At 62.7% G+C, this 18,201-nt stretch carries 21 protein-coding genes; 9 read left to right on the top strand and 12 right to left on the bottom strand.

Annotation, left to right across the window (positions count from 1 at the left end; all coding sequences use genetic code 11):
• Nucleotides 1-537: 537 nt before the first annotated feature.
• Nucleotides 538-1,005 (bottom strand): REP-associated tyrosine transposase, encoded by a 468-nt coding sequence (locus tag HK107_RS09525; RefSeq protein ID WP_173199135.1) that lies wholly within the window; start codon nucleotides 1,003-1,005, stop codon nucleotides 538-540.
• 472 nt (nucleotides 1,006-1,477) lie between these two features.
• Here HK107_RS09525 and HK107_RS09520 point away from each other — a divergent pair, with 472 nt between their 5' ends.
• On the top strand, nucleotides 1,478-2,353 hold the full coding sequence (locus tag HK107_RS09520) for a BRCT domain-containing protein (RefSeq protein ID WP_173199133.1): 876 nt from the start codon (nucleotides 1,478-1,480) through the stop codon (nucleotides 2,351-2,353).
• Here the strand turns inward: HK107_RS09520 and glpX are convergent.
• Together glpX and HK107_RS09510 are read right to left on the bottom strand one after the other, a co-directional pair.
• Complete coding sequence (gene glpX / locus HK107_RS09515) at nucleotides 2,350-3,336, bottom strand: class II fructose-bisphosphatase (RefSeq protein ID WP_173199131.1); 987 nt, start codon at nucleotides 3,334-3,336, stop codon at nucleotides 2,350-2,352. The genes HK107_RS09520 and glpX overlap by 4 nt on opposite strands.
• Before the next feature lie 2 nt (nucleotides 3,337-3,338).
• Nucleotides 3,339-4,613 (bottom strand): homoserine dehydrogenase, encoded by a 1,275-nt coding sequence (locus HK107_RS09510; RefSeq protein WP_173199129.1) that lies wholly within the window; start codon nucleotides 4,611-4,613, stop codon nucleotides 3,339-3,341.
• Between the two features lie 225 nt (nucleotides 4,614-4,838).
• Here HK107_RS09510 and HK107_RS09505 point away from each other — a divergent pair, with 225 nt between their 5' ends.
• Nucleotides 4,839-5,915, top strand: coding sequence for a serine hydrolase domain-containing protein (locus HK107_RS09505; RefSeq protein WP_198912383.1), 1,077 nt, complete (start codon nucleotides 4,839-4,841; stop codon nucleotides 5,913-5,915).
• 26 nt (nucleotides 5,916-5,941) lie between these two features.
• Nucleotides 5,942-6,676, top strand: coding sequence for a hypothetical protein (locus tag HK107_RS09500; protein WP_173199126.1), 735 nt, complete (start codon nucleotides 5,942-5,944; stop codon nucleotides 6,674-6,676).
• 37 nt (nucleotides 6,677-6,713) lie between these two features.
• Here HK107_RS09500 and HK107_RS09495 read toward each other — a convergent pair whose 3' ends face one another.
• Nucleotides 6,714-7,172, bottom strand: a complete 459-nt coding sequence (locus HK107_RS09495) for a hypothetical protein (RefSeq protein ID WP_173199124.1) — start codon at nucleotides 7,170-7,172, stop codon at nucleotides 6,714-6,716.
• 39 nt (nucleotides 7,173-7,211) lie between these two features.
• Nucleotides 7,212-7,604, bottom strand: a complete 393-nt coding sequence (locus HK107_RS09490) for a hypothetical protein (protein ID WP_173199122.1) — start codon at nucleotides 7,602-7,604, stop codon at nucleotides 7,212-7,214.
• A gap of 84 nt (nucleotides 7,605-7,688) precedes the next feature.
• On the opposite strand from HK107_RS09490, the gene HK107_RS09485 reads away from it, so the two are divergent.
• On the top strand, nucleotides 7,689-9,890 hold the full coding sequence (locus tag HK107_RS09485; RefSeq protein WP_173199120.1) for a PHA/PHB synthase family protein: 2,202 nt from the start codon (nucleotides 7,689-7,691) through the stop codon (nucleotides 9,888-9,890).
• Nucleotides 9,891-10,056: 166 nt separating this feature from the next.
• Nucleotides 10,057-10,221: a hypothetical protein gene (locus HK107_RS09480; protein ID WP_173199118.1), complete on the top strand. Its 165-nt coding sequence runs from the start codon at nucleotides 10,057-10,059 to the stop codon at nucleotides 10,219-10,221.
• A 35-nt stretch (nucleotides 10,222-10,256) separates the two neighbouring features.
• Here the strand turns inward: HK107_RS09480 and HK107_RS09475 are convergent, their stop codons facing one another.
• Nucleotides 10,257-11,051, bottom strand: a complete 795-nt coding sequence (locus tag HK107_RS09475) for a DUF1499 domain-containing protein (RefSeq protein WP_173199116.1) — start codon at nucleotides 11,049-11,051, stop codon at nucleotides 10,257-10,259.
• 131 nt (nucleotides 11,052-11,182) lie between these two features.
• On the opposite strand from HK107_RS09475, the gene HK107_RS09470 reads away from it, so the two are divergent.
• Nucleotides 11,183-12,271 carry a DUF3616 domain-containing protein gene (locus HK107_RS09470; RefSeq protein ID WP_173199114.1) on the top strand — a complete coding sequence of 363 codons (1,089 nt, stop codon included), beginning with the start codon at nucleotides 11,183-11,185 and terminating at the stop codon, nucleotides 12,269-12,271.
• Here HK107_RS09470 and HK107_RS09465 read toward each other — a convergent pair.
• The gene (locus HK107_RS09465) at nucleotides 12,263-13,750 is read right to left on the bottom strand and encodes an SLC13 family permease (RefSeq protein WP_173199111.1); all 1,488 of its coding nucleotides are present in this window, start codon (nucleotides 13,748-13,750) and stop codon (nucleotides 12,263-12,265) included. The genes HK107_RS09470 and HK107_RS09465 overlap by 9 nt on opposite strands.
• Before the next feature lie 52 nt (nucleotides 13,751-13,802).
• Here HK107_RS09465 and HK107_RS09460 point away from each other — a divergent pair, with 52 nt between their 5' ends.
• Nucleotides 13,803-14,270: a GNAT family N-acetyltransferase gene (locus HK107_RS09460; protein ID WP_173199109.1), complete on the top strand. Its 468-nt coding sequence runs from the start codon at nucleotides 13,803-13,805 to the stop codon at nucleotides 14,268-14,270.
• 7 nt (nucleotides 14,271-14,277) lie between these two features.
• Here the strand turns inward: HK107_RS09460 and guaA are convergent, their stop codons facing one another.
• Genes guaA through HK107_RS09440 form a run of 4 tightly spaced genes read right to left on the bottom strand, consistent with a single transcriptional unit; the run spans nucleotide 14,278 to nucleotide 17,214 of the window.
• Nucleotides 14,278-15,849: a glutamine-hydrolyzing GMP synthase gene (guaA, locus tag HK107_RS09455; RefSeq protein WP_173199107.1), complete on the bottom strand. Its 1,572-nt coding sequence runs from the start codon at nucleotides 15,847-15,849 to the stop codon at nucleotides 14,278-14,280.
• 30 nt (nucleotides 15,850-15,879) lie between these two features.
• Nucleotides 15,880-16,332 (bottom strand): hypothetical protein, encoded by a 453-nt coding sequence (locus tag HK107_RS09450; protein WP_173199105.1) that lies wholly within the window; start codon nucleotides 16,330-16,332, stop codon nucleotides 15,880-15,882.
• Nucleotides 16,333-16,338: 6 nt separating this feature from the next.
• On the bottom strand, nucleotides 16,339-16,779 hold the full coding sequence (mscL, locus tag HK107_RS09445) for a large conductance mechanosensitive channel protein MscL (protein WP_198912382.1): 441 nt from the start codon (nucleotides 16,777-16,779) through the stop codon (nucleotides 16,339-16,341).
• Nucleotides 16,780-16,797: 18 nt separating this feature from the next.
• Complete coding sequence (locus tag HK107_RS09440; RefSeq protein WP_173199103.1) at nucleotides 16,798-17,214, bottom strand: hypothetical protein; 417 nt, start codon at nucleotides 17,212-17,214, stop codon at nucleotides 16,798-16,800.
• 111 nt (nucleotides 17,215-17,325) lie between these two features.
• On the opposite strand from HK107_RS09440, the gene HK107_RS09435 reads away from it, so the two are divergent.
• Together HK107_RS09435 and HK107_RS09430 are read left to right on the top strand one after the other, a co-directional pair.
• On the top strand, nucleotides 17,326-17,475 hold the full coding sequence (locus HK107_RS09435; protein ID WP_173199101.1) for a hypothetical protein: 150 nt from the start codon (nucleotides 17,326-17,328) through the stop codon (nucleotides 17,473-17,475).
• 31 nt (nucleotides 17,476-17,506) lie between these two features.
• Entirely contained in the window at nucleotides 17,507-18,025 is a 519-nt protein-coding gene (locus tag HK107_RS09430) for a phosphoribosyltransferase (protein WP_173199099.1), read from the top strand.
• On the opposite strand, the gene HK107_RS09425 is transcribed toward HK107_RS09430, so the two are convergent.
• A complete protein-coding gene (locus HK107_RS09425; protein WP_173199097.1) occupies nucleotides 18,022-18,183 on the bottom strand; it encodes a hypothetical protein in 162 nt (53 codons plus the stop codon). The genes HK107_RS09430 and HK107_RS09425 overlap by 4 nt on opposite strands.
• Nucleotides 18,184-18,201: the final 18 nt, after the last annotated feature.

Genomic DNA, 18,201 nt, shown 5'->3' with positions numbered 1-18,201 from the left:
ACAGAGGGGGTGCGCCCTGCCCGCGCTGGGACACACACCTCGCGCGTTTGTGATGCACGTAAGAAGTGTGGAGCGCCGGGATTTCCTATCGCTGGAAGCGTTTGCCTGAACGGGCGGAGCGATCGTGTGAGGTGGCGCGGAGCCATGCCGAGCGGCCGCTGTCTCCTGCGGGAGGCGCGGGTGATGAAGGATGGAGGACCCCGGCGCGGGTGACCGCTGCTTGAGGATCTGATTGTTCTGTGCCGCGGTCTCTAAGGGGTTCCACGCCCTCCCCGCGCCGGGACCGGAGGTCCTGCGACCGGCCGGGCGGCCAATCCCTAGCTCACGCCCTGCCGATGCCGTCAGGGGCCGGAGCGTTGCCACTCCTCTGCCCACAGAAGACCAACCGGTGCCCCGGGGTATGCTGATGACGGATCCAGCCACCCTCCGCCCCCGGAGCGATGAGGTGGGTTTAGCATGGTGGGTGGGGGTGGGGATAAGTGTGGTGGGGTTCGTAGCGTTTGCGCTCGGCCCCGGCGGCTGGCTTCGCAAGCCGCCCTACGGGCGCAGATCCGGCGACATCTCCCATGTGTGGCCGCTTTCACGCTTCCAACGGTGCCACGTAGAAAAAGGCCAATCGTCCATCTCGCGCACATGACCATGCTTCACCGGGTTCCAGTGAACGTAGTTGACGTGGTTGGCGAAGTCTTCGGTATCTCGGATCGTGTGCTCCCAATAGCGAGGTTGCCAGATGCGCTCTCCAAGGGCGTTCGTGACCCGAAGCTTGAAGCCCCGCCACCGCGCCGGATAGTCCGTATCGTCGTCAGGCAATGTCCAAACCGTATGCAGATGATCCGGCAGAATGCAGAGTGCCTCTGTCCGGAACGGGCGAGCTTCCCGGGTCGCGCGAAGAGCCTTCGTGATGACGCCAATTTGTTCAGTCAGGGTACGAAGTCGCCGATCCGCGAGGCAGACGGTGAAGGCGAAGGTCCCACCCTCCCCATATTTCCGGCGATAGTTCGGCATGGCGGGAACCTACCCCTCCACCAGAACATATCAAGAACGAAGCACAGTAGGGCGGAACGCGAAGCGATCCGCCGAGCTCAGCACTACCGTCGACGGCGGATCGCTCCGCGTTCCGCCCTACGGCGCTTCAGCCCCTGACTATGTGTACTGTGCCGCGGTCTTAAGGGGTTCCACGCCCTGCCCGCGCCGGGACCGGAGGTCCTGCGACCGGCCGGGCGGCCAATCCCTAGCTCACACCCTGCCGATGCCGTCAGGGGCCGGAGCGTTCCCGCTCATCAGCCCACAGAAGACCAACCGGTGCCCCGGGGTATGCTGATGACGGATCCAGCCACCCTCCGCCCCCGGAGCGATGGGGCGGGTTTAGCATGGTGGGCGGAGGTGGGGATAAGTTGGTTCCACCAGTGGTCACTGCTCTTAGGTCTCGACACGACCGATCTCCTTTGGCTTAGGTTCGCGAACTCAGGAGTACAAAATGTCCTTAAACGATAAAGCCTTGCACACCATTCATGCGCAGCAAAATGAAGCCAAGAACCGGGTCTTCTGGTTTGGGTTCATGGAGGGGGTCGCAAGCTCCAATGGCATAGAGGTCGGGGAGCGCGCAGCGCTTCTCGCTGAGGCGGAAGCGCTGTTGAAACGATGCTCGGATCAGGACGCTTCTGAGCTAATCGCGGAGCACGATTGTTCCGATGATGAGCTACTGCAAAACCTTCGATTGTTCATAGAAAGCGAGCAAAGGCGCTTTTACACACTCAACACTAGCGACGAGGAAGAACTTACCCGTTTTCTCGGTTTTCTCGCTGGAGTGAACTGTGACGACACTATCACCTCTGTCGAGCAAGCCGCGATAAGAAAGCGGTGGCAGTCTTCGAACAGCCTATCTGCGCAAGAGATTCTCACCCCACTCGCTGATAGCCTACTACCTTCCACATCGGACGAACGGTCTTCCGCCGCTAGACTTCAATCCGCGATCACCGCAATCGTCGGGGACGCCTACGCGAATACTGGTATTCCAGCACTTGAGCATGTTCACCTTCCGCCCGGCTCCATCAGTGATCCTGCACAGCTCCAAATTGAAGACCGGATTTTTGTTCTTACGGGCAAATTCTGGTGCTCACCCCGGAGCCGAAAAACAATCGAAAAAGCGTTGGAAGACCTAGGGGCGACATGCAAAAACCATGTGGCCTTCAATACGGATTACTTAGTCGTCGGCAACGCCGGCTCGGAACACTATCGAACGCCTAGTGCGGGAGGAAAGATTCTCTCCGCACTGAGCTATCAAAAACAAGGATCTTCGATCTCATTCGTCAACGAGCACGCGATTGCAACTGCTCTCAGGATCGATAGTTAACCCCGATAAGCCGCGTTGAAGCTGTCCGCCTTCGACACGGCGTCGATCACCCGCACCGTGCCGCTCTTACTCCGCATGACCATCGTCTGGGTGCTGACGGTGTTGCCTTTCCAGCGGACGCCTTTGAGCATGGTGCCGTCGGTGACGCCGGTTGCGGCGAACATGACGTCGCCGGAGGCCATGTCCATGAGGCCGTATTTGCGGTCGAGGTCGGTGATGCCTGCCTTTTCCGCGCGGCCGCGTTCGTCGTCGTTGCGGAAGAGGAGACGGCTTTGCATCTGGCCACCGACGCAGCGGAGGGCGGCTGCGGCGAGGACGCCTTCGGGGGCGCCGCCTGAGCCGATATACATGTCGATGCCGCTCTCTTCGGGGGCCGTAGTATGGAAGACACCGGCCACGTCGCCGTCGGGGATGAGGAAGACCCGCGCGCCAACTTTCCTTGCCGCGGCGATGATCTCGTCATGGCGCGGACGGTCGAGGACGCAGAGGGTGATGTTCTCCGGCTTGTCGCCTTTGTCCTTGGCGAGGCTCAAGATGTTTTCCTCCGTAGGCGCATCGAGGTCAATGACGCCGTCCTTGTAACCCGGGCCGCAGGCGATCTTCTGCATGTAGACGTCAGGCGCGTGGAGGAGGCCGCCGCCCGTGGACATGGCGACCACGGCGAGGGCGTTGGACATGGCCTTGGCGGTGAGAGTTGTGCCCTCGAGCGGGTCGAGGGCGATGTCGATCTTCGGCCCGCCCTTGCCGACCTTCTCACCGATATAAAGCATCGGCGCCTCGTCGCGCTCGCCCTCACCGATGACGATGGTGCCGTCAATGTCGAGATTGTTGAAGGCGTTGCGGAGCGCGTTCACCGCTTCCTGGTCGGCGGCTTCCTTGTCACCGCGGCCGATCATGGTGGAGGCGGCAACGGCAGCAGCCTCGGTGCAGCGACCAAGCTCGATGGTCAGGATGCGGTCGAGATAGGTATTCTGGTCGGTCATGGTCAGGCGCTCACTTCTTCAAGAATGGGGTATACGGATGCGCGCTCACGCACCACGGAGAGGTTGCTGAGCGTCTCGCTCAGCTGTCGGATGATGCTGCGCGGTGCGGGGGCGGTGGTGATGACCACTTCGATGAAGCCCTCAAGCTCTGGCGCGGTGGAGGGACGCTGGCGGATCGTCTCGACGCTGATCTTTTCTTGGCCTAAGGCCTGGGTCAGCTCGGCCAGGATGCCGGGGCCGTCCGCCACGGTGGCGCGGATGAAGAGGTTGCGGTCGTGGCCTGACGCCTTGGGCGCCTCGGCCGTCAGCTCGCTGGCGGGCCTTGCGAAGACAGGGCCGGTGGAGCCCCTCGCGATGGTGTTGATGTCCGCCGCGACGGCCGAAGCGGTGGCGCCGCCCCCTGCCCCCGGGCCTGACAGCGCGACGCGGCCGAGCGGGATGGCGTCGGCGATGATGATGTTCTCTCCGCCCGAGCCGATGTCGAGGGGATCGGTCTCCGGCACGAGCGCGGGGCCGACGGTGAAGGCGATGCCATTGTCCTTGCGGGTCGCCTCGGCGACGAGCTTGGTGATCAGGCCGAGGTCGAGGGCTGCGGCGATGTCTTCCGTGGACAGAACGTCGATGCCGGTGATGTCCATCTCGTCGAGGCTCGGCAGGACGCCGAAGGCGAGGGCTGAGAGGATGGCCAGCTTCTGCGCGGCGTCGATGCCGCCGACGTCCATGGTGGGGTCAGCTTCGGCAAAGCCGATGCGCTGTGCCTCTTCGAGGGCGTCATCGTAGGAGCGACCCTTCTCCATCTCGGCGAGCATGAAGTTGCAGGTGCCGTTGAGGACACCCTTGATCGCGGTGATGTCGGTGGGGGCCAGGCCATCGCGCAGGGCACGGATGATCGGCACGCCGCCTGCGACGGCGGCTTCGTAACGGAGGGCGGCGCCTTTCTCCTCGGCCAGCTTGGCGAGGGCGAGGCCGTGGGTGGCGATCAGCGCCTTGTTCGCGGTAACGACGGGCTTGCCTGCTTCGAGGGCTGCTTCGACGGAAGCCTTGGCGACGCCGTCCGAGCCGCCCATCAGCTCGACGAAGATGTCATTGCCTTCGCTGCGGGCCATGGCGACGGGGTCATCGAACCAGTCATAGGGGGTGATGTCGACCGGACGCTCGCGGCCCTTGCTGCGCGCGGATACGGCGACCACCTCGACGTCGGCCGAGCCCATCAGCAACTCGATCAGCGATGAGCCGACGGTGCCGAGGCCGCCTACGGCGATGCGAAGCTTGGACATGACATCTCCCCTGTGCTGCGCCCGCAATAACAGGCATTTCGCATATGCGGCAAGCAGATGACGGTCTTGCAAGACAGAGCAAGGGTTCCCACCTAGCGGTCACGGAGGAATGGCATGAATTTGTTGAAGATTCTTGTTGCGAGCAGCGCTTTAGCGGTGGCCATGTCAGCGTGCTCGGGGCTCCCCTCCGGCAAAGAGGCGATGCGATCGGGTCTATCGAAGGACATGGCCACGGTCATGGAGGTGACAGGCGCCCGCGGGCTGGCCGTTGCGAAGGTCGGCGGAGGTGAGAGCCTGACCATTGCGCGGGGTGAGCGGAACGAGGCTGCCGACCCGCTGACCACTGACACGGTGATGTACGGCGCTTCGCTGACCAAGACGGCATTTGCCTATCTGGTGCTGCAGCTTGCGGATGAGGGGCTGCTCGGCCTCGACCAGCCGATTGCGGAGATTCTGCCAAAGCCCCTGCCCGAATATGAGGGGTTCCGGCGGACCCATGCCCCTTGGGAGACGGTGGGTGACGAGCGCTGGCGGCAGATCACGCCGCGCATGGTGCTGACTCACTCGACCGGGTTCAGGAACTTCAACTTCGTGACGCTGGAGGGCGAGTTTCAGTGGGACAATGGCACGGTCGACATCCATTTTGATCCGGGTACGCAGTATAGTTATTCAGGCGACGGGTTCATCCTCCTCCAGTTCGTGATCGAGCAGGGCCTCGGCATTGATGTCGGCCAAGCGATGCGGGACCGGATCTTCGAAACGCTGGGCATGACGAAGACAGACCTCATCTGGCGCGATGACTTTGCCGAGAACCTGGCCGATGGCTGGGATCAGGAAGGCAGGCCTGAGAAGCACGACGACCGCAGCAAGGTGCGGGCTTCAGGCTCGATGGATACAACGATCTCCGATCAGGCGAAGCTGTGGCGGGCCATCGTGACCTGCGAGCAGCTTTCCGATGAGATGTGTACGGAGTTCTTCGCTCCGTCCCTGCCGATCAGGACGGTGTCGCAATTCCCGCTGATGCAGGAGGACGCGCCTGAGGATCAGCAGATCCTCGGCCTCGCCGCTGGCCTCGGCCTCGTCGTCGGTGAAGGCCCGCAGGGGACCTTCGTCTTCAAGGGCGGCCACAACGGCATCACGGGCAACATGGCCGTCTGCCTTGTCGAGCAGGAGGAGTGCGTCGTGATCCTCGCCAACGACGTCCGGGCCGAGCGGGGCTTCAACCTGCTGGTCGATTCGGCACTGGGTCAGACCGGAATGCCTTGGAGCTGGGAGTATTCCGGAGCAAAGATGCTGGACTAACCCCCGAGAACCCGAGAGGCGGACCCATGATTGAGCCTCAGGACTTTGAAGAACGGGATGCGGTTGGCTCGATCGACCGCATCCTCGTCAATTTCGGCCTTGCGATCATCGCGGTCCTGCCCACACTCGTCGCCGTCCTTCTCATGCCCTGGAAAGTCGCGCCGCTGATCGAGGAGCAGGATCCTAAGGGCCGTGAAGGCGTGCTTCTGGGGCCGGGGGTCTTCTTCCTCCTCTGCACGACCGTCGTCATGTTGATGATCGCGGTTATCGTTCCCGAAGAGGCGGTGGAAGTGAACGGGGCGTTCATCGGCCCTGCCCTCGCCCTGAGGGTGGCGGAGGCGGTCAATGAGGGAGATGTCTGGAAGACGCTCTCGGTCATCGCGCCGATCTATCTTCTCACGACCATCTTCGCGTTGGTGTGGATGCCGCTGAGGCTTTGGTTCGGGCCGCGCTTCTCGCTGGCCGTCAGCCTACGGATTGCTCTCTACCTGACCGCAAGCATCGTGAGCTTTATCGCCATCACGAGCGTGGCGATTGATACTGTTGCCCTCACTATGGAGAATGGTCGCCAGACTGCGCAGCTTCTCTACCGGTACAACAGCATCCCGATCGTGGCGTTGGCCCTGCACATCATATTCGGCGTCAACCGGGCGCTGTTCAGGGACGCAGGGCTCGTCAAGACCGCAGCCGGTTCTGCCGGTCAATTCGGCCTTCTGCTCGCCGGCCTCATGGGGATAACGGCGATGGCATTCCAGGCCTGAGCGAAGTCATTCCGACAGTCTGGCCTTCGGAAAAACGCTAGCTTCCTCGACGGCATATTTCGTCCGCATGGGTCCTGAAGCCATCGCCGTCGGCGACCTCCCAGAGAGCGGTCAGCTCGCCGTCACCGAGCCAGGTCAGCGTATGCCGGAGCGAGACCGTGTTACCATCCGCCAAAGCGGCCGCGCCTTGCGAGCGCAGAATAGCGCCATCTCGTTCGGTGACGACCATCGCGAGAGACGTTCCTCCGTCCGCGAACTGTCGGCGCGTGCCGAGCAGGCCATCCTCGTCGTAGGCCCAGAGCTCAAGTGCCATGCGCCGATCGCCGTCTTGAACCTCCCCAACAAGAAACCCGTCGGGGCCGTCATCGGAAACGCGCCAGACAAAGCTTTCGCTGGTGCCCTTAGCGGTGCAAGTCCAATCGCCGACCAAGCGCGGAGCGGTCGCAACCTCACCAGAAGCGGCAAGCGAGAAAATCGCAGCGAATACCGAAATCATCTGGCGAGGCTAACCACCTTGGGATGACCCGCCAAGCACCTAGTCCAGCGGCGGCGGTGTCGGGAACGCCAGGGCCTCGACGTCGACTTCAGGGGGTGCGGGCTGGCGGCCTTCCCGGAGCATGGCGACCATGGAGCGGAGCTCGGCGACCGTCTCATCGGTCGTCAGTTCGCCGCGACGCTCGCCCGCGGCGTTTCGGAGCGAAACAAGCTCGCTTGCTGCGCTGCGAAGCTCGGAACCCGCGCTCTCCGGGATGCCGTCCCCCATGACGTCTTTCCTCGACGGGAGCGGGCCAAGGACCGGGAACTTCTCATACTTTTGAAGCTCGGCCGCCCGGGCGTCGATCTGCGCCTGCCCTTCGCTCACCGGCTGGCTCGAGGCGCAGGCCGCGAGTGCCAGGGCTGAAACGACAATGAAAGGCGCGCGGGTCATCTGTCCCTACCGGTTGCATTTGCAGGCTTCACGCTTTTGAACATGATTGGCGAAAGCGACCAAGACGTTAACGAGAGGTTCACGATGTCCAAGACCGAGCGCAAGACGAGCACCCGGGCCTCCAAGACATCCCGCGCGCCTTCCAAGCCGCGCACGATCAAGGCCGCCGCGGACGTGGACGACAGCGCGATCGCTGACGCGCCGACCGCCAAGGCTCCTGCGAAGAAGGCTCCTGCGAAGAAGACAGCGGCCAAGAAAGCGCCGGTGAAGAAAACCGCTGCGAAGAAGGCACCCGCCAAGAAGGCTGCTGCAAAGAAAACGGCCGCGAAGAAGGCGCCTGCGAAGAAAGCCTCGGTGAAGAAGGCAGCTGCGAAGAAGGCCGCTTCCAAAGCGCCAGCAGCATCGGCCGCTCCTAAGAAAGAAGCGCCGCTGAAGGACGTGACGGCCGCCAAGGCCAAAACTCAGTTCCCGAACAATCCGTTCACGGGCGATGCCAAGATCCCTGACTATTCCGACATGGCCCGGTTTGCCCGGACCATGGCCGACATCAACGTCAAGGCGCAGGACGTCATGCGCGACGCGACCGAGCGGCAGGTCCAGCGGGGCCGTCGCGGCGCAGAGCCGACCCCTGATCCGCTGAACGTTGCCGACGCGACCACCGACGTCATGACCGCTCTGTCCCAGGATCCGATGAAGGTGATGGGCCTGCAGATGAGCCTGTGGGACAATTACACGAAGCTGTTCGCGACAATGGCGGACAAGTTCACCGGCAGCGAGACCACGCCCGTGATTGAACCGTCGGCCTCTGACCGCCGGTTCAAGCATGATGCGTGGACGGAGAACCCTGCCCTCGATTTCGTCAAGCAGAGCTATCTCATCCTGTCGAAGTGGGTGGACGACGCGATCCTCGCGGCTGACGGCATCGACGAGGCGACCAAGCGCCGGGCGCAATTCCATGCGGACCAGTTCCTCTCGGCCATGTCGCCGACGAACGTCCCTGCCCTCAACCCTGACGTCGTTGACGAGACAATGGCGACGCAAGGGGCGAACTTTATCAAGGGCCTTGAGAACTTCATGGCCGACCTCGAACGGGGCCACGGCGAGCTTGCGATCAGGCAGGCTGACCTCGACTTCTTCAAGGTGGGCGAGAACCTCGCCACGACGCCGGGCAAGGTCGTCTACCAGAACGAGATGATGCAGCTCATCCAGTATTCTCCGGCAACGGAGCATGTGGCTGAGAACCCGATGGTGATCTTCCCGCCGTGGATCAACAAGTTCTACATCCTCGACTTGCAGGCGCAGAACAGCTTCATCCGCTGGCTGGTCGAGCAAGGCCGTACGGTCTTCGTCGTGAGCTGGGTCAATCCGGGCACGGAGCTCAAGGACAAGAGCTTCCCCGACTATATGCGCCAGGGCGTCTACGAGGCGCTGGAAGCCGCGACCCGGGCTACGGGCGCGGAGAAGTTCGATACGATCGGCTACTGCATCGGCGGCACGCTGCTGGCCACCACGCTGGGCTACATGGCGCAGCAAGGCGATGAGCGGATCAACACCGCGACGTTCTTTACGGCGCAGACGGACTTCGTCGAAGCGGGCGACCTCCTCCTCTTCGTGGACGATAAGCAGCTGAAGAACATGGAGAAGCAGATCGACGCGTCAGGCGGCGTGCTGGAAGGCTCGGCTATGGCGCGCACTTTCAACATGCTGCGCCCGAACGACCTTATCTGGTCAGCGTTCGTCGACAATTACTACATGGGCAAGGAGGCGAAGAAGTTCGACCTCCTTCACTGGAATGCCGACAGTACACGGATGACCAAGGCCTGCCACCTCTTCTACCTTCGCGAGTTCTACCAGCACAACAAGCTGGCGCTCGGCGAGCTGGAGATCGACGGCGTGACGATTGACCTCTCGAAGGTTGAGACGCCGGTCTTCATGCAGGCTGGCGAGAAGGATCACATCGCGCCTCCGGGCTCGGTCTTCCGCTCGGCTCAGCTCTTCGGCGGGCCAGACGTGACCTACATGCTCGCGGGCTCTGGGCACATTGCCGGGGTGATCAACCATCCTGACAAGAAGAAGTACCACTTCCGCACCAATGACGACCTGCCGGCCTCCATGGAGGAATGGGTCGCTGGCGCTGAGTTCCATGAGCACAGCTGGTGGCCCCACTGGATCGAATGGCTGACCGAGCGCTCAGGCGGCAAGGTCCCTGCCCGTGTGCCCGGTGACGGCGAGCTGTCAGTGATCGAGGATGCGCCGGGAAGCTACGTCAAGGTGCGCGCAGAGTAAGCGCGCACGGTCGTGTTTTCGATAAATCCGTGGGCGGTCTTTGTCCTATCGGCAACACCCGGATTCTAGCTTGATCGAGACCGCGACGCGGTTCACCTTCTGTTAAGTCTTGAGGCGCAGACCTCGTCTTAACGGGCGGTAAAGAAATTCGCTCGGGATAGCAGGGATGACAGATTCTAGGTCCAAAACGCGTGAACTACTGGAGCAGCTCGCCTCGACCGAGTATCGCCGCTCCATGCGCGCTGACCAGATCTTCCGTACACTGCGCGAAGAGAAAGACGCCGAAGAACGCGCGGCGCGTGCCGAGCAGGAACGACGCCAGGACGACTAGCGTCCCAGCGGCCTGATCGCTCTCAATCTGAGAACTTAGATGTCCTGCTGTTCCGGTTCGGCGTCGAGTTTTAGCGTAGGCGCTTCGATCTCGCCGCCCTTGTCGCGCATGAAATTGAGAAGGCTGCGGATCCGCCGCGCATTGTAGCCGAGGTCTGATTGGCCGACGCGAGACTTGGAACGGATGTCGACCACCGTGGCGCGGCCATGGGCATCGCGCAGGCGGATGACGACGTCGTCCTTGAAGCCGAAGAGCGGCACGGTCTCGGTGGCTTCGATCCGGCCTTCTGACGGGACAGCCGCCTTGATCTTGAGGCCTTCGGCGCGAACGGCATCCATCGCGATGTCCCAGGCTTCAGGGAGCGGCTTGGGCATGACGAGCGGTTTGATGTCGGGATAGGCTTCGAGCTGCTGCTCGGTTTGGCCGTCGTCATACTCAGGCGGGTTCGGGGCATCTTTGCGCTCTTCGAGGATGGCCACAAAGGCGGGCGGATCGCTGACGTCCGTGGTGATGTCGTGGATCGGCGGCACCTTCGATGCCTCACCGCGCATGTAGATCGGCAGGTAGGTGATGGCTGCCGCAGCCGCGCCGACCGCGAGGGCCGCGATGCCGGCGAACGCGTTGCGCTGGACGAACAAAGCGAGGGCCGAGCCGACGCCGAGGATGGCCCCAATCGCGGGAAGCCAGAGATAGCCGCTGAACCCGCCAAAGACCGCGCCGAGGCCCCAAAACCCAAGGCGGTAGCCATAGATCAGGCTCAGGAAGCCAATCACGATCAAAAGCGCGATCACGGTCGCCGCGAGCGGCGCTTTGCGAAGAAACGTGGACATTGGGACCCTCCCCGGGGAACTTTCGGGGCTCGATAGCATGTCTCCACAGCGCTGACGAGGAGACCGGAGACCCCGGCCTTTTCGCCGCACGGGACGCCAGCGCTAAGTCCCAAGAGCGATGGAGGTGACCGATGGCGCACGACGAGCGGCAGCCCGACGAGACACTGACGCTGAAATTCAAAGCTCAGGAAGATTTGGGACACGTAGGTGACCCTATCCACCGCGATATCTCTGCAATCGCCATTGTCGGGAACAACCTTTTCGCCGCTTGTGACGAGACGGCGAGCATTGAACGCCTGACCCTTGACGCAGAAACAGGGACGTTCACGGATCACCAAAGCTTCAAGCTGGGCGACGTCTTCGACCTTCCCGATGGCGAGGACGGAGAGATGGATATCGAAGGCCTCTCCGAGACTGGCGGAAAGCTCTGGATTGCGGGCTCACACAGCCTCAAGCGCAACACGCCGGATGATGGTGATTTCTCGAAGCTTCAGGATGTCGCGTGGGACCCCAACCGTGCCTTCCTCGGCTACCTCCCACTGCTGGATGATGGCGAGAATGTCGAGCCTGTCGGCCGGCTCCAGCGCCTCGGGAAGCAGGAACTGCGTGGCAGGCATCTCAAGTTCAAGGGAGATCGCGGCTATCTGCGAAAGCTGCTGAAGGACGATCCGCTGCTTGGTCCGTATATGGACATTCCCTGCAAGGAGAATGGTTTCGATATTGAGGGGCTGGCTGCGCAGGGGTCGAGTGTCTGGCTGGGCCTGCGCGGACCTGTCCTGGGCGGCCATGCCATCATCGTCGCACTCGACGTGAAGGTCACGAAGAAGGACATGCTGAAGCCGCGGCGGCAGGGCGGCGGTCCGCGCTATCGCCTGATCGCGCTGGACCTTCATGGCCAGGGCATCCGCGACCTCCTCTATGACGAGAAGGATGAGCGGCTTCTCATCCTCTCTGGAGCGACGACAGATCTCGAGGCTCTGCAATCCGTCTACGCCGTGAACGACTGGCCGCGAAAGCAGGACGTCGTCACCAAGCAGGACATCACGCCCGTGCTACGGCTGCCTACCCTGCGCGGGAAAGATCATGCCGAGGGGATTGGGTTCCTAGAGCGCGACGGCAAGCGGCAACTGGTCGTGGCACATGACGCGCCTCGGCCGGACCGGGTGGCGGACGAGGACCAGTCCCTGAAAATCGACCTCTATGACCTGCCGCTAGCTTAGGACCAGCGGGGTCAGGAAGGTTGCGATCAGCGTGATGGCGACGGCTGCCAGCAGATTAAGCCGTACACCGACCTTTGCCATGCGGGCTATGGAGACCTCTCCGCTGGCGAAGGCGATGGCGTTGGGTGCGGTCGCCATCGGGAACATGAAGGCGCACGAGGCGGCTAGCGCGACCGGGATGGCGAGGCCTGCCGGGTCGATCCCTGCCCCAGCCGCGATGGCGATGACCACGGGCATCAGCGCGGCAGCGGTTGCGACGTTGGACGTGACCTCGGTCCAGAAGATCACCGCGATAGCGAAGACGCCGATCACGAGGAGCTGGGGCAAGCTCATCAAGCCACCCATGCCGCCAGCGATGTAGCCGCCAAGCCCGGTGGCCGTCATGGCCGAGGCTACGCTCAAACCTCCGCCGAAGAGGAGGACGACATCCCACGGGATGTTCTTTGCAGTGGGCCAATCGAGCAGCATGGCGCCCCGGTCGTTCGGGCAACCTGCGGGTACAAGAAACATGGCGATGGCACCGGCTATGGCGATCACATGGTCGGTGAGCCCGGCGAAGGGCTGAAAGCCGAAGACGCTGAGGTCCTGAAGGAACGCGCGACGGAAGATCCAGAAGAACGCAATGATCGAGAAAACGATCATCGTCCTGATCTCGGGCGTGGACCACGCGCCGAGGGCCGCGAGCCTCTCTCGCACCACCTCCTGAGGATTGCCTTCCGGCTTGCCGATGGGGCCTGAGAGCTTGGTCAGGACGAGCCATGCGAGCGGGAGGAGCACGAGAACCGTCGGTACGCCGAAGATCATCCAGCGGGCGAAGTCGAGCCTGTCATCGCCGGCCTGCTCCAGCGCACCGATGACGATGAGGTTGGTCGGGGTGCCGACTGGCGTAGCGAGACCGCCAATCGACGCCCCATAGGCGACGGCGAGGCAGAGCGCGACGGCGAGCGGGGTCCCTGCTTTTGGCTTGGCGCCAAGGCTCTGGGCGACCGAAAGCGCGACGGGCATGAGCATGATCGACGTTGCTGTGTTGCTGATCCAGCCCGAGAGGAGCGCCGAGGCGAGGAGAAAGCCGAGCACCAGGCCCTCTGGCTTCGCCCCTGCCCGCCTCACGGTCAGGAGGGCGAGACGCTCATGCAGGTGCCAGCGCTCGACGGACTTCGCGATGATGAAGCCGCCGAGCAGCAACATGATGATCCGGTCGGCGTAGGGGGTCGATGCCTCCTGTATCGTGCGCACACCGAACATCGGCAGAACGACGAGCGGCAGGAGTGACGTGATCGGTATGGGGATCGCTTCGGTGATCCACCACACGGCCATCAGCGACAAAAGCGCGACGACCACCCACCCTTCGCGGCTCAAACCCTCCGGTGCGCCGATGAGCAGGAGCACGGTGAACAGCGCTGGCCCGGCGAAGAGCGCGACGCGCTGGGTCACTGTCTTGCCAGTGGTCTGGGGCAGGATCGGCGTGCTATCACTCATCGGAAAAGGGTCGCCCTGCCCCAGCGGCCCTGTCAACCGAGGAGCCTCCGCAATGGCAGCAAAAGGCGATGGCCTCAGCGTGAGGCGGCTCGGCGAAGGGGATATCGGCGCCTATCGCGCTTTGATCGAGGTCTACCGCATCGCCTTTGAGGATGACGGGAACTACCCACCGGGCGGTGTCAGCGAGGCATGGATCGCGGAGAGGCTGCGTGACCCTGGTTTAATCATGATGGTCGCCGAGAAAGATGGTGCGATCATCGGTGGGCTGAGCGCTTACATCCTGCAGAAGTTCGAGCTCGAGCGGTCGGAGGTCTATATCTACGACCTCGCGGTGCTCGACGCTTTCCGGCGACAAGGCGCGGCGACCGCTCTGATTGAAGGGCTGAAGCCCGTGGCAAGGGCCGCGGGGGCCTGGGTGATCTATGTGCAGGCGGATTATGAAGACCCGCCTGCGATCGCTCTTTATACGAGGCTGGGCGTCCGGGAGGACGTACTGCACTTCGACATCGCGCCAGACTAGCGGGCGGTTACTCCCACTCGATGGTGCCCGGAGGCTTGGACGTGATGTCATAGACCACCCGTCCGATGCCAACGCAATTGTTGATGATCTTCGTCGAGACGCGGCTCAGGAAATCATGCGTGAACGGATAGGTGTCCGCCGTCATGCCGTCGGTGGAGGTCACAGCCCGGAGGCCCAGCACCTGGTCATAGGTGCGGGCATCGCCCATCACGCCGACTGTCCTGACGGGAAGGAGCACGGCGAAGGCCTGCCAGATCTCGTTGTAGAGGCCCTCTTCGCGGATGGCATCGAGGTAGATCTTGTCAGCCTTGCGGAGGAGGTCTGCGCCTTCCTTGGTGATCTCGCCGGGGATGCGAATGGCAAGGCCTGGCCCTGGGAAGGGGTGCCTACTGACGAAGGCGTCGGGCAGGCCGAGTTCCCGACCAAGGGCGCGGACTTCGTCCTTGAAGAGCTCTCGCAGCGGCTCGACGAGGTCGAGGCCCATACGCTCGGGCAGGCCACCGACGTTGTGGTGGGACTTGATCGTGACAGACGGGCCGCCGGTGGCGCTGACGCTCTCGATGACGTCGGGGTAGAGCGTGCCCTGGGCGAGGAACTTGGCGTTATCGACCTTGCCCGCTTCCTTCTCGAAGATCTCAACGAAAAGGCGGCCGATGATCTTGCGCTTCTTCTCAGGGTCGGAGACGCCGTTCAGCTCACTGAGGAACATCTCTTCGGCTTCGACGTGGATGAGCGGGATGTTGTAGCTGTTCCGGAAGAGCTCGACGACTTCCTTGCCCTCATTCATCCGCATGAGGCCGGTATCGACGAAGACGCAGGTGAGCTGGTCGCCGATCGCCTCGTGGATCAGGACGGCGGCCACTGCGCTGTCGACACCGCCGGAGAGGCCACAGATCACGCGGCCATCGCCGACCTGCTCGCGGATCTTGGCGATCATCTCGTCGCGGAAGGCGGCCATCGTCCAGTCACCGGTCAGACCACAGATCTTCTTGGTGAAGTTGGAGAGGAGCCTTGCGCCGTCGAGGGTATGGACAACCTCAGGGTGGAACTGGACGCCGAAGAAATTACGAACCTCGTCGGCAATGACCGCGAACGGAGCGTTCTCGCTCACGCCGACAGCTGAGAAGCCCTCAGGCAGGCTGATGACGCGGTCGCCGTGGCTCATCCACACGGGATAGGTGCCGCCGGTGGCCCATGTGCCCTGGAAGAGCGCGCTCGGAGCAAGGGCACGAACCTCTGCGCGGCCGAACTCGCGCTCGCCAGAGACTTCGACCTCGCCGCCAAGCTCCGCCACCATGACCTGCTGGCCGTAGCAGATGCCGAGGACGGGAACGCCGAAGTTCAGGAGCCCCGAAACGTTGGGCCTGTCGGCGCTCGTCACGGAATTCGGCCCGCCCGAGAGGATGATTCCCTTCGGACCGAAGTCCTTCACGAAGGCATCGTCAGTCTTCGTATACGGATGAATCTCGCAATAGATGCCATCCTCACGGAGGCGGCGGGCGATGAGCTGGGTGACCTGAGAGCCGAAGTCGACAATCAGGATGCGCTCATGGTGTTCGGCGGCGTGCTGTTGGTCCATGCGCGCGCTTAGCCCCGGATTCCCTTGCGATCAACGCCTCCGGAAGCGCCTTCGCAACAGGACCGCTACGGCTGCAGCGCAAGTGATCAGCAGCGCGAAAAACGGTGTCAAAACAAGCAGTCTGATGAAGGCGATGTCGCCTCCACCCATGGTAGGAGGAACTTCAAACCAATGGTTGAGTGCGAAGTTGATCTTGATCCCGGCGCCGAAGAACCCTCCGGCGAAAACGAGCGCGGATCCGATGTCGAAAGCCCTGAGGACATCGCCAGGAGCGTCGATGCGTTCCGCGATCAGCTTCCCCGTCAGTAGCATGATGGCAGCAAAGAAGGCCAAGCCTGATTTCGTCAGGGCGAAGGCAAGCTCTGCTCTGGCTTCGTCGCTGGGAGCTTCGGGCCATAACGCTCCGAGGAGCGTCATGACCGCGAGAGCGAACGTCCCGGCCGCAAGGGCGCACAGGAATGCGAAGCGGCCAGGTAGTTCCATGGAGAGTTAGGCGTTCCGGGCTTTCAGCGCGTCCCTGATCTCCTCAAGGAGCTGGATGTCCTTCGGTGCCTCGACAGGGGTTTCCTCCGCCGCGGGCTCTTCCTCGGCTTGGCGCTGCAGGCTGTTCATGCCCTTCACGAGCAGGAACACGGCCCACGCGACGATGAGGAACGAGATGACGTTGTTGATGAAGAGGCCATAGGCCACCGCGGGCTCGCCCAGTTCCCTCGCCTGCTCGAGCGAGCTCGCGACGCTGTCGGGCTTGAGGTTGATATACAGGTCCGAGAAATCGACCCCGCCCATCAGATAGCCGATCGGCGGCATGATGATGTCGCTGACCAGCGACTTCACGATGGTGCCGAATGCGCCGCCGATGATGACGCCGACCGCGAGGTCCACGACATTGCCCTTGACGGCGAATTCCTTGAATTCACTTACGATACCCATGGTCTCTCTTCCCTGTGGTTAGCTGAGGACACCGGCGGCGCGCTGCCTACGCGCGAACCACCAGAAGAATGTGATGATGGCGAGGATCACGAGGCTGGCGATGTAGTACGCCGCGCCCATGATCGAGGGTCCTCCGTCGAAAAGGCTCGCGACGAGGTTCAGCAGAAACACCACCGGCCCAATCGCGAAAACGGGGACGGCCCACGATTTCTTTGCGAGATACAGGACCGAAGCGATCACGCCTGAGAACACGCCGATGGCCCAGAGGCCGGTACGCCAGGCGGGCATGCCGAGCCAGTACTCCACCTGCTCTGGCGGATAGGCTGCGAGGTGTGCCTCGGTGTTACTGACGGTCATGATGTAGTCGTAAACGCCGTAGCTGTTGAACAGCAGGGCAAGGATACCAACGATCCAAAACGCTATTCCGGGCTTCATGTCGTCCCTCCTTTAGCAATTGATGCGACGCTACGACGCTTCGCGAAGGACCGACAATTCTCTTTCGCAGCACCTTTGCAGAAACTGCGTGTTGGTGGGCTGGAGGTGCCCATGAGCGAACGTGACGAGGACCGCAGCGAGGAAGCCGATAAGCTGCGCGATCAGGACAAGGACAGCTACGGCCCCTATGGCCAGCATAGGCCGGAGCGGCGGAGCGCGGACAAGTTCGAGCCGGGCGACGATCCCGAGGACGCGGTCTAGCGCCCTCTCCCCGCCTGTCTTAAGGGGCGGGATGGATACGCTGTTCGACGAAGCCGCCATTGCAGGGCGGATGGATGCCCTCGCCCGCGAGATTGCCGCCGACCTTGGGAGCGATTTCACGATCGTTCCGATCCTCACCGGAGGGTTCATCTTTGGCGCGGACCTCATCCGTGCCCTGCAAAAGGCTGGCGCCGACCCGGAGGTCGATTTTGTTCAGCTTGCGTCCTATGGTGCAGCGAAGGAAAGCTCTGGCCTCGTCCGTGTGGTGAAGGATTTCACGCTGGACCTTAAAGGACGGTCGGTCCTTCTCGTGGATGATGTCCTCGATTCAGGCCGCTCGCTGGCACATGCGCGGAACATGCTGCGCGAGCGGGAGGCTGGCCGGGTCGCTGTGGCTGTTGCCGTGCGCAAGGACAAGGAGCGCGCCGTGCCTATCGAGGCGGAGTATGCCCTCTTCGATGCGCCGGGGGATGCGTTTCTTGTGGGCTACGGCATGGATGATGCCGGGCGGCAGCGGGGGCTGCCTTCGATCGGTGTGCTGAACGGTTAGCCGGGGACCTTGGGCGGGCCTTTGGCCTCGTAGCCCCATTCTTCGAGCAGCCATTTGCCCTGCGCGGCGTGGAGGGTCCAGAACGCCTCCTCGGTCAGCCCTTCGCGGAGCTGCCAGTTGCGCTCCGCCATGCGGTTCCTGAACCATTCAAAGCCCATGACCTTGGCCTCGTAATG

It is taken from the genome of Parvularcula mediterranea (assembly GCF_013085255.1).
GTDB classification, from domain to species: domain Bacteria; phylum Pseudomonadota; class Alphaproteobacteria; order Caulobacterales; family Parvularculaceae; genus Parvularcula; species Parvularcula mediterranea.
The sequence above is the reverse complement of the archived record's forward strand: the minus strand, read 5'-3'. Positions and strand labels throughout refer to the sequence as shown.

Excerpts from the sequence above, each read along its gene's own strand:
- HK107_RS09525 (WP_173199135.1), bottom strand. The coding sequence starts at position 1,005 with ATGCCGAACTATCGCCGGAAATATGGGGAGGGTGGGACCTTCGCCTTC.
- HK107_RS09520 (WP_173199133.1), top strand. The coding sequence starts at position 1,478 with ATGTCCTTAAACGATAAAGCCTTGCACACCATTCATGCGCAGCAAAAT.
- glpX (WP_173199131.1), bottom strand. The coding sequence starts at position 3,336 with ATGACCGACCAGAATACCTATCTCGACCGCATCCTGACCATCGAGCTT.
- HK107_RS09510 (WP_173199129.1), bottom strand. The coding sequence starts at position 4,613 with ATGTCCAAGCTTCGCATCGCCGTAGGCGGCCTCGGCACCGTCGGCTCA.
- HK107_RS09505 (WP_198912383.1), top strand. The coding sequence starts at position 4,839 with ATGGCCACGGTCATGGAGGTGACAGGCGCCCGCGGGCTGGCCGTTGCG.
- HK107_RS09500 (WP_173199126.1), top strand. The coding sequence starts at position 5,942 with ATGATTGAGCCTCAGGACTTTGAAGAACGGGATGCGGTTGGCTCGATC.
- HK107_RS09495 (WP_173199124.1), bottom strand. The coding sequence starts at position 7,172 with ATGATTTCGGTATTCGCTGCGATTTTCTCGCTTGCCGCTTCTGGTGAG.
- HK107_RS09490 (WP_173199122.1), bottom strand. The coding sequence starts at position 7,604 with ATGACCCGCGCGCCTTTCATTGTCGTTTCAGCCCTGGCACTCGCGGCC.
- HK107_RS09485 (WP_173199120.1), top strand. The coding sequence starts at position 7,689 with ATGTCCAAGACCGAGCGCAAGACGAGCACCCGGGCCTCCAAGACATCC.
- HK107_RS09480 (WP_173199118.1), top strand. The coding sequence starts at position 10,057 with ATGACAGATTCTAGGTCCAAAACGCGTGAACTACTGGAGCAGCTCGCC.
- HK107_RS09475 (WP_173199116.1), bottom strand. The coding sequence starts at position 11,051 with ATGTCCACGTTTCTTCGCAAAGCGCCGCTCGCGGCGACCGTGATCGCG.
- HK107_RS09470 (WP_173199114.1), top strand. The coding sequence starts at position 11,183 with ATGGCGCACGACGAGCGGCAGCCCGACGAGACACTGACGCTGAAATTC.
- HK107_RS09465 (WP_173199111.1), bottom strand. The coding sequence starts at position 13,750 with ATGAGTGATAGCACGCCGATCCTGCCCCAGACCACTGGCAAGACAGTG.
- HK107_RS09460 (WP_173199109.1), top strand. The coding sequence starts at position 13,803 with ATGGCAGCAAAAGGCGATGGCCTCAGCGTGAGGCGGCTCGGCGAAGGG.
- guaA (WP_173199107.1), bottom strand. The coding sequence starts at position 15,849 with ATGGACCAACAGCACGCCGCCGAACACCATGAGCGCATCCTGATTGTC.
- HK107_RS09450 (WP_173199105.1), bottom strand. The coding sequence starts at position 16,332 with ATGGAACTACCTGGCCGCTTCGCATTCCTGTGCGCCCTTGCGGCCGGG.
- mscL (WP_198912382.1), bottom strand. The coding sequence starts at position 16,779 with ATGGGTATCGTAAGTGAATTCAAGGAATTCGCCGTCAAGGGCAATGTC.
- HK107_RS09440 (WP_173199103.1), bottom strand. The coding sequence starts at position 17,214 with ATGAAGCCCGGAATAGCGTTTTGGATCGTTGGTATCCTTGCCCTGCTG.
- HK107_RS09435 (WP_173199101.1), top strand. The coding sequence starts at position 17,326 with ATGAGCGAACGTGACGAGGACCGCAGCGAGGAAGCCGATAAGCTGCGC.
- HK107_RS09430 (WP_173199099.1), top strand. The coding sequence starts at position 17,507 with ATGGATACGCTGTTCGACGAAGCCGCCATTGCAGGGCGGATGGATGCC.
- HK107_RS09425 (WP_173199097.1), bottom strand. The coding sequence starts at position 18,183 with ATGGGCTTTGAATGGTTCAGGAACCGCATGGCGGAGCGCAACTGGCAG.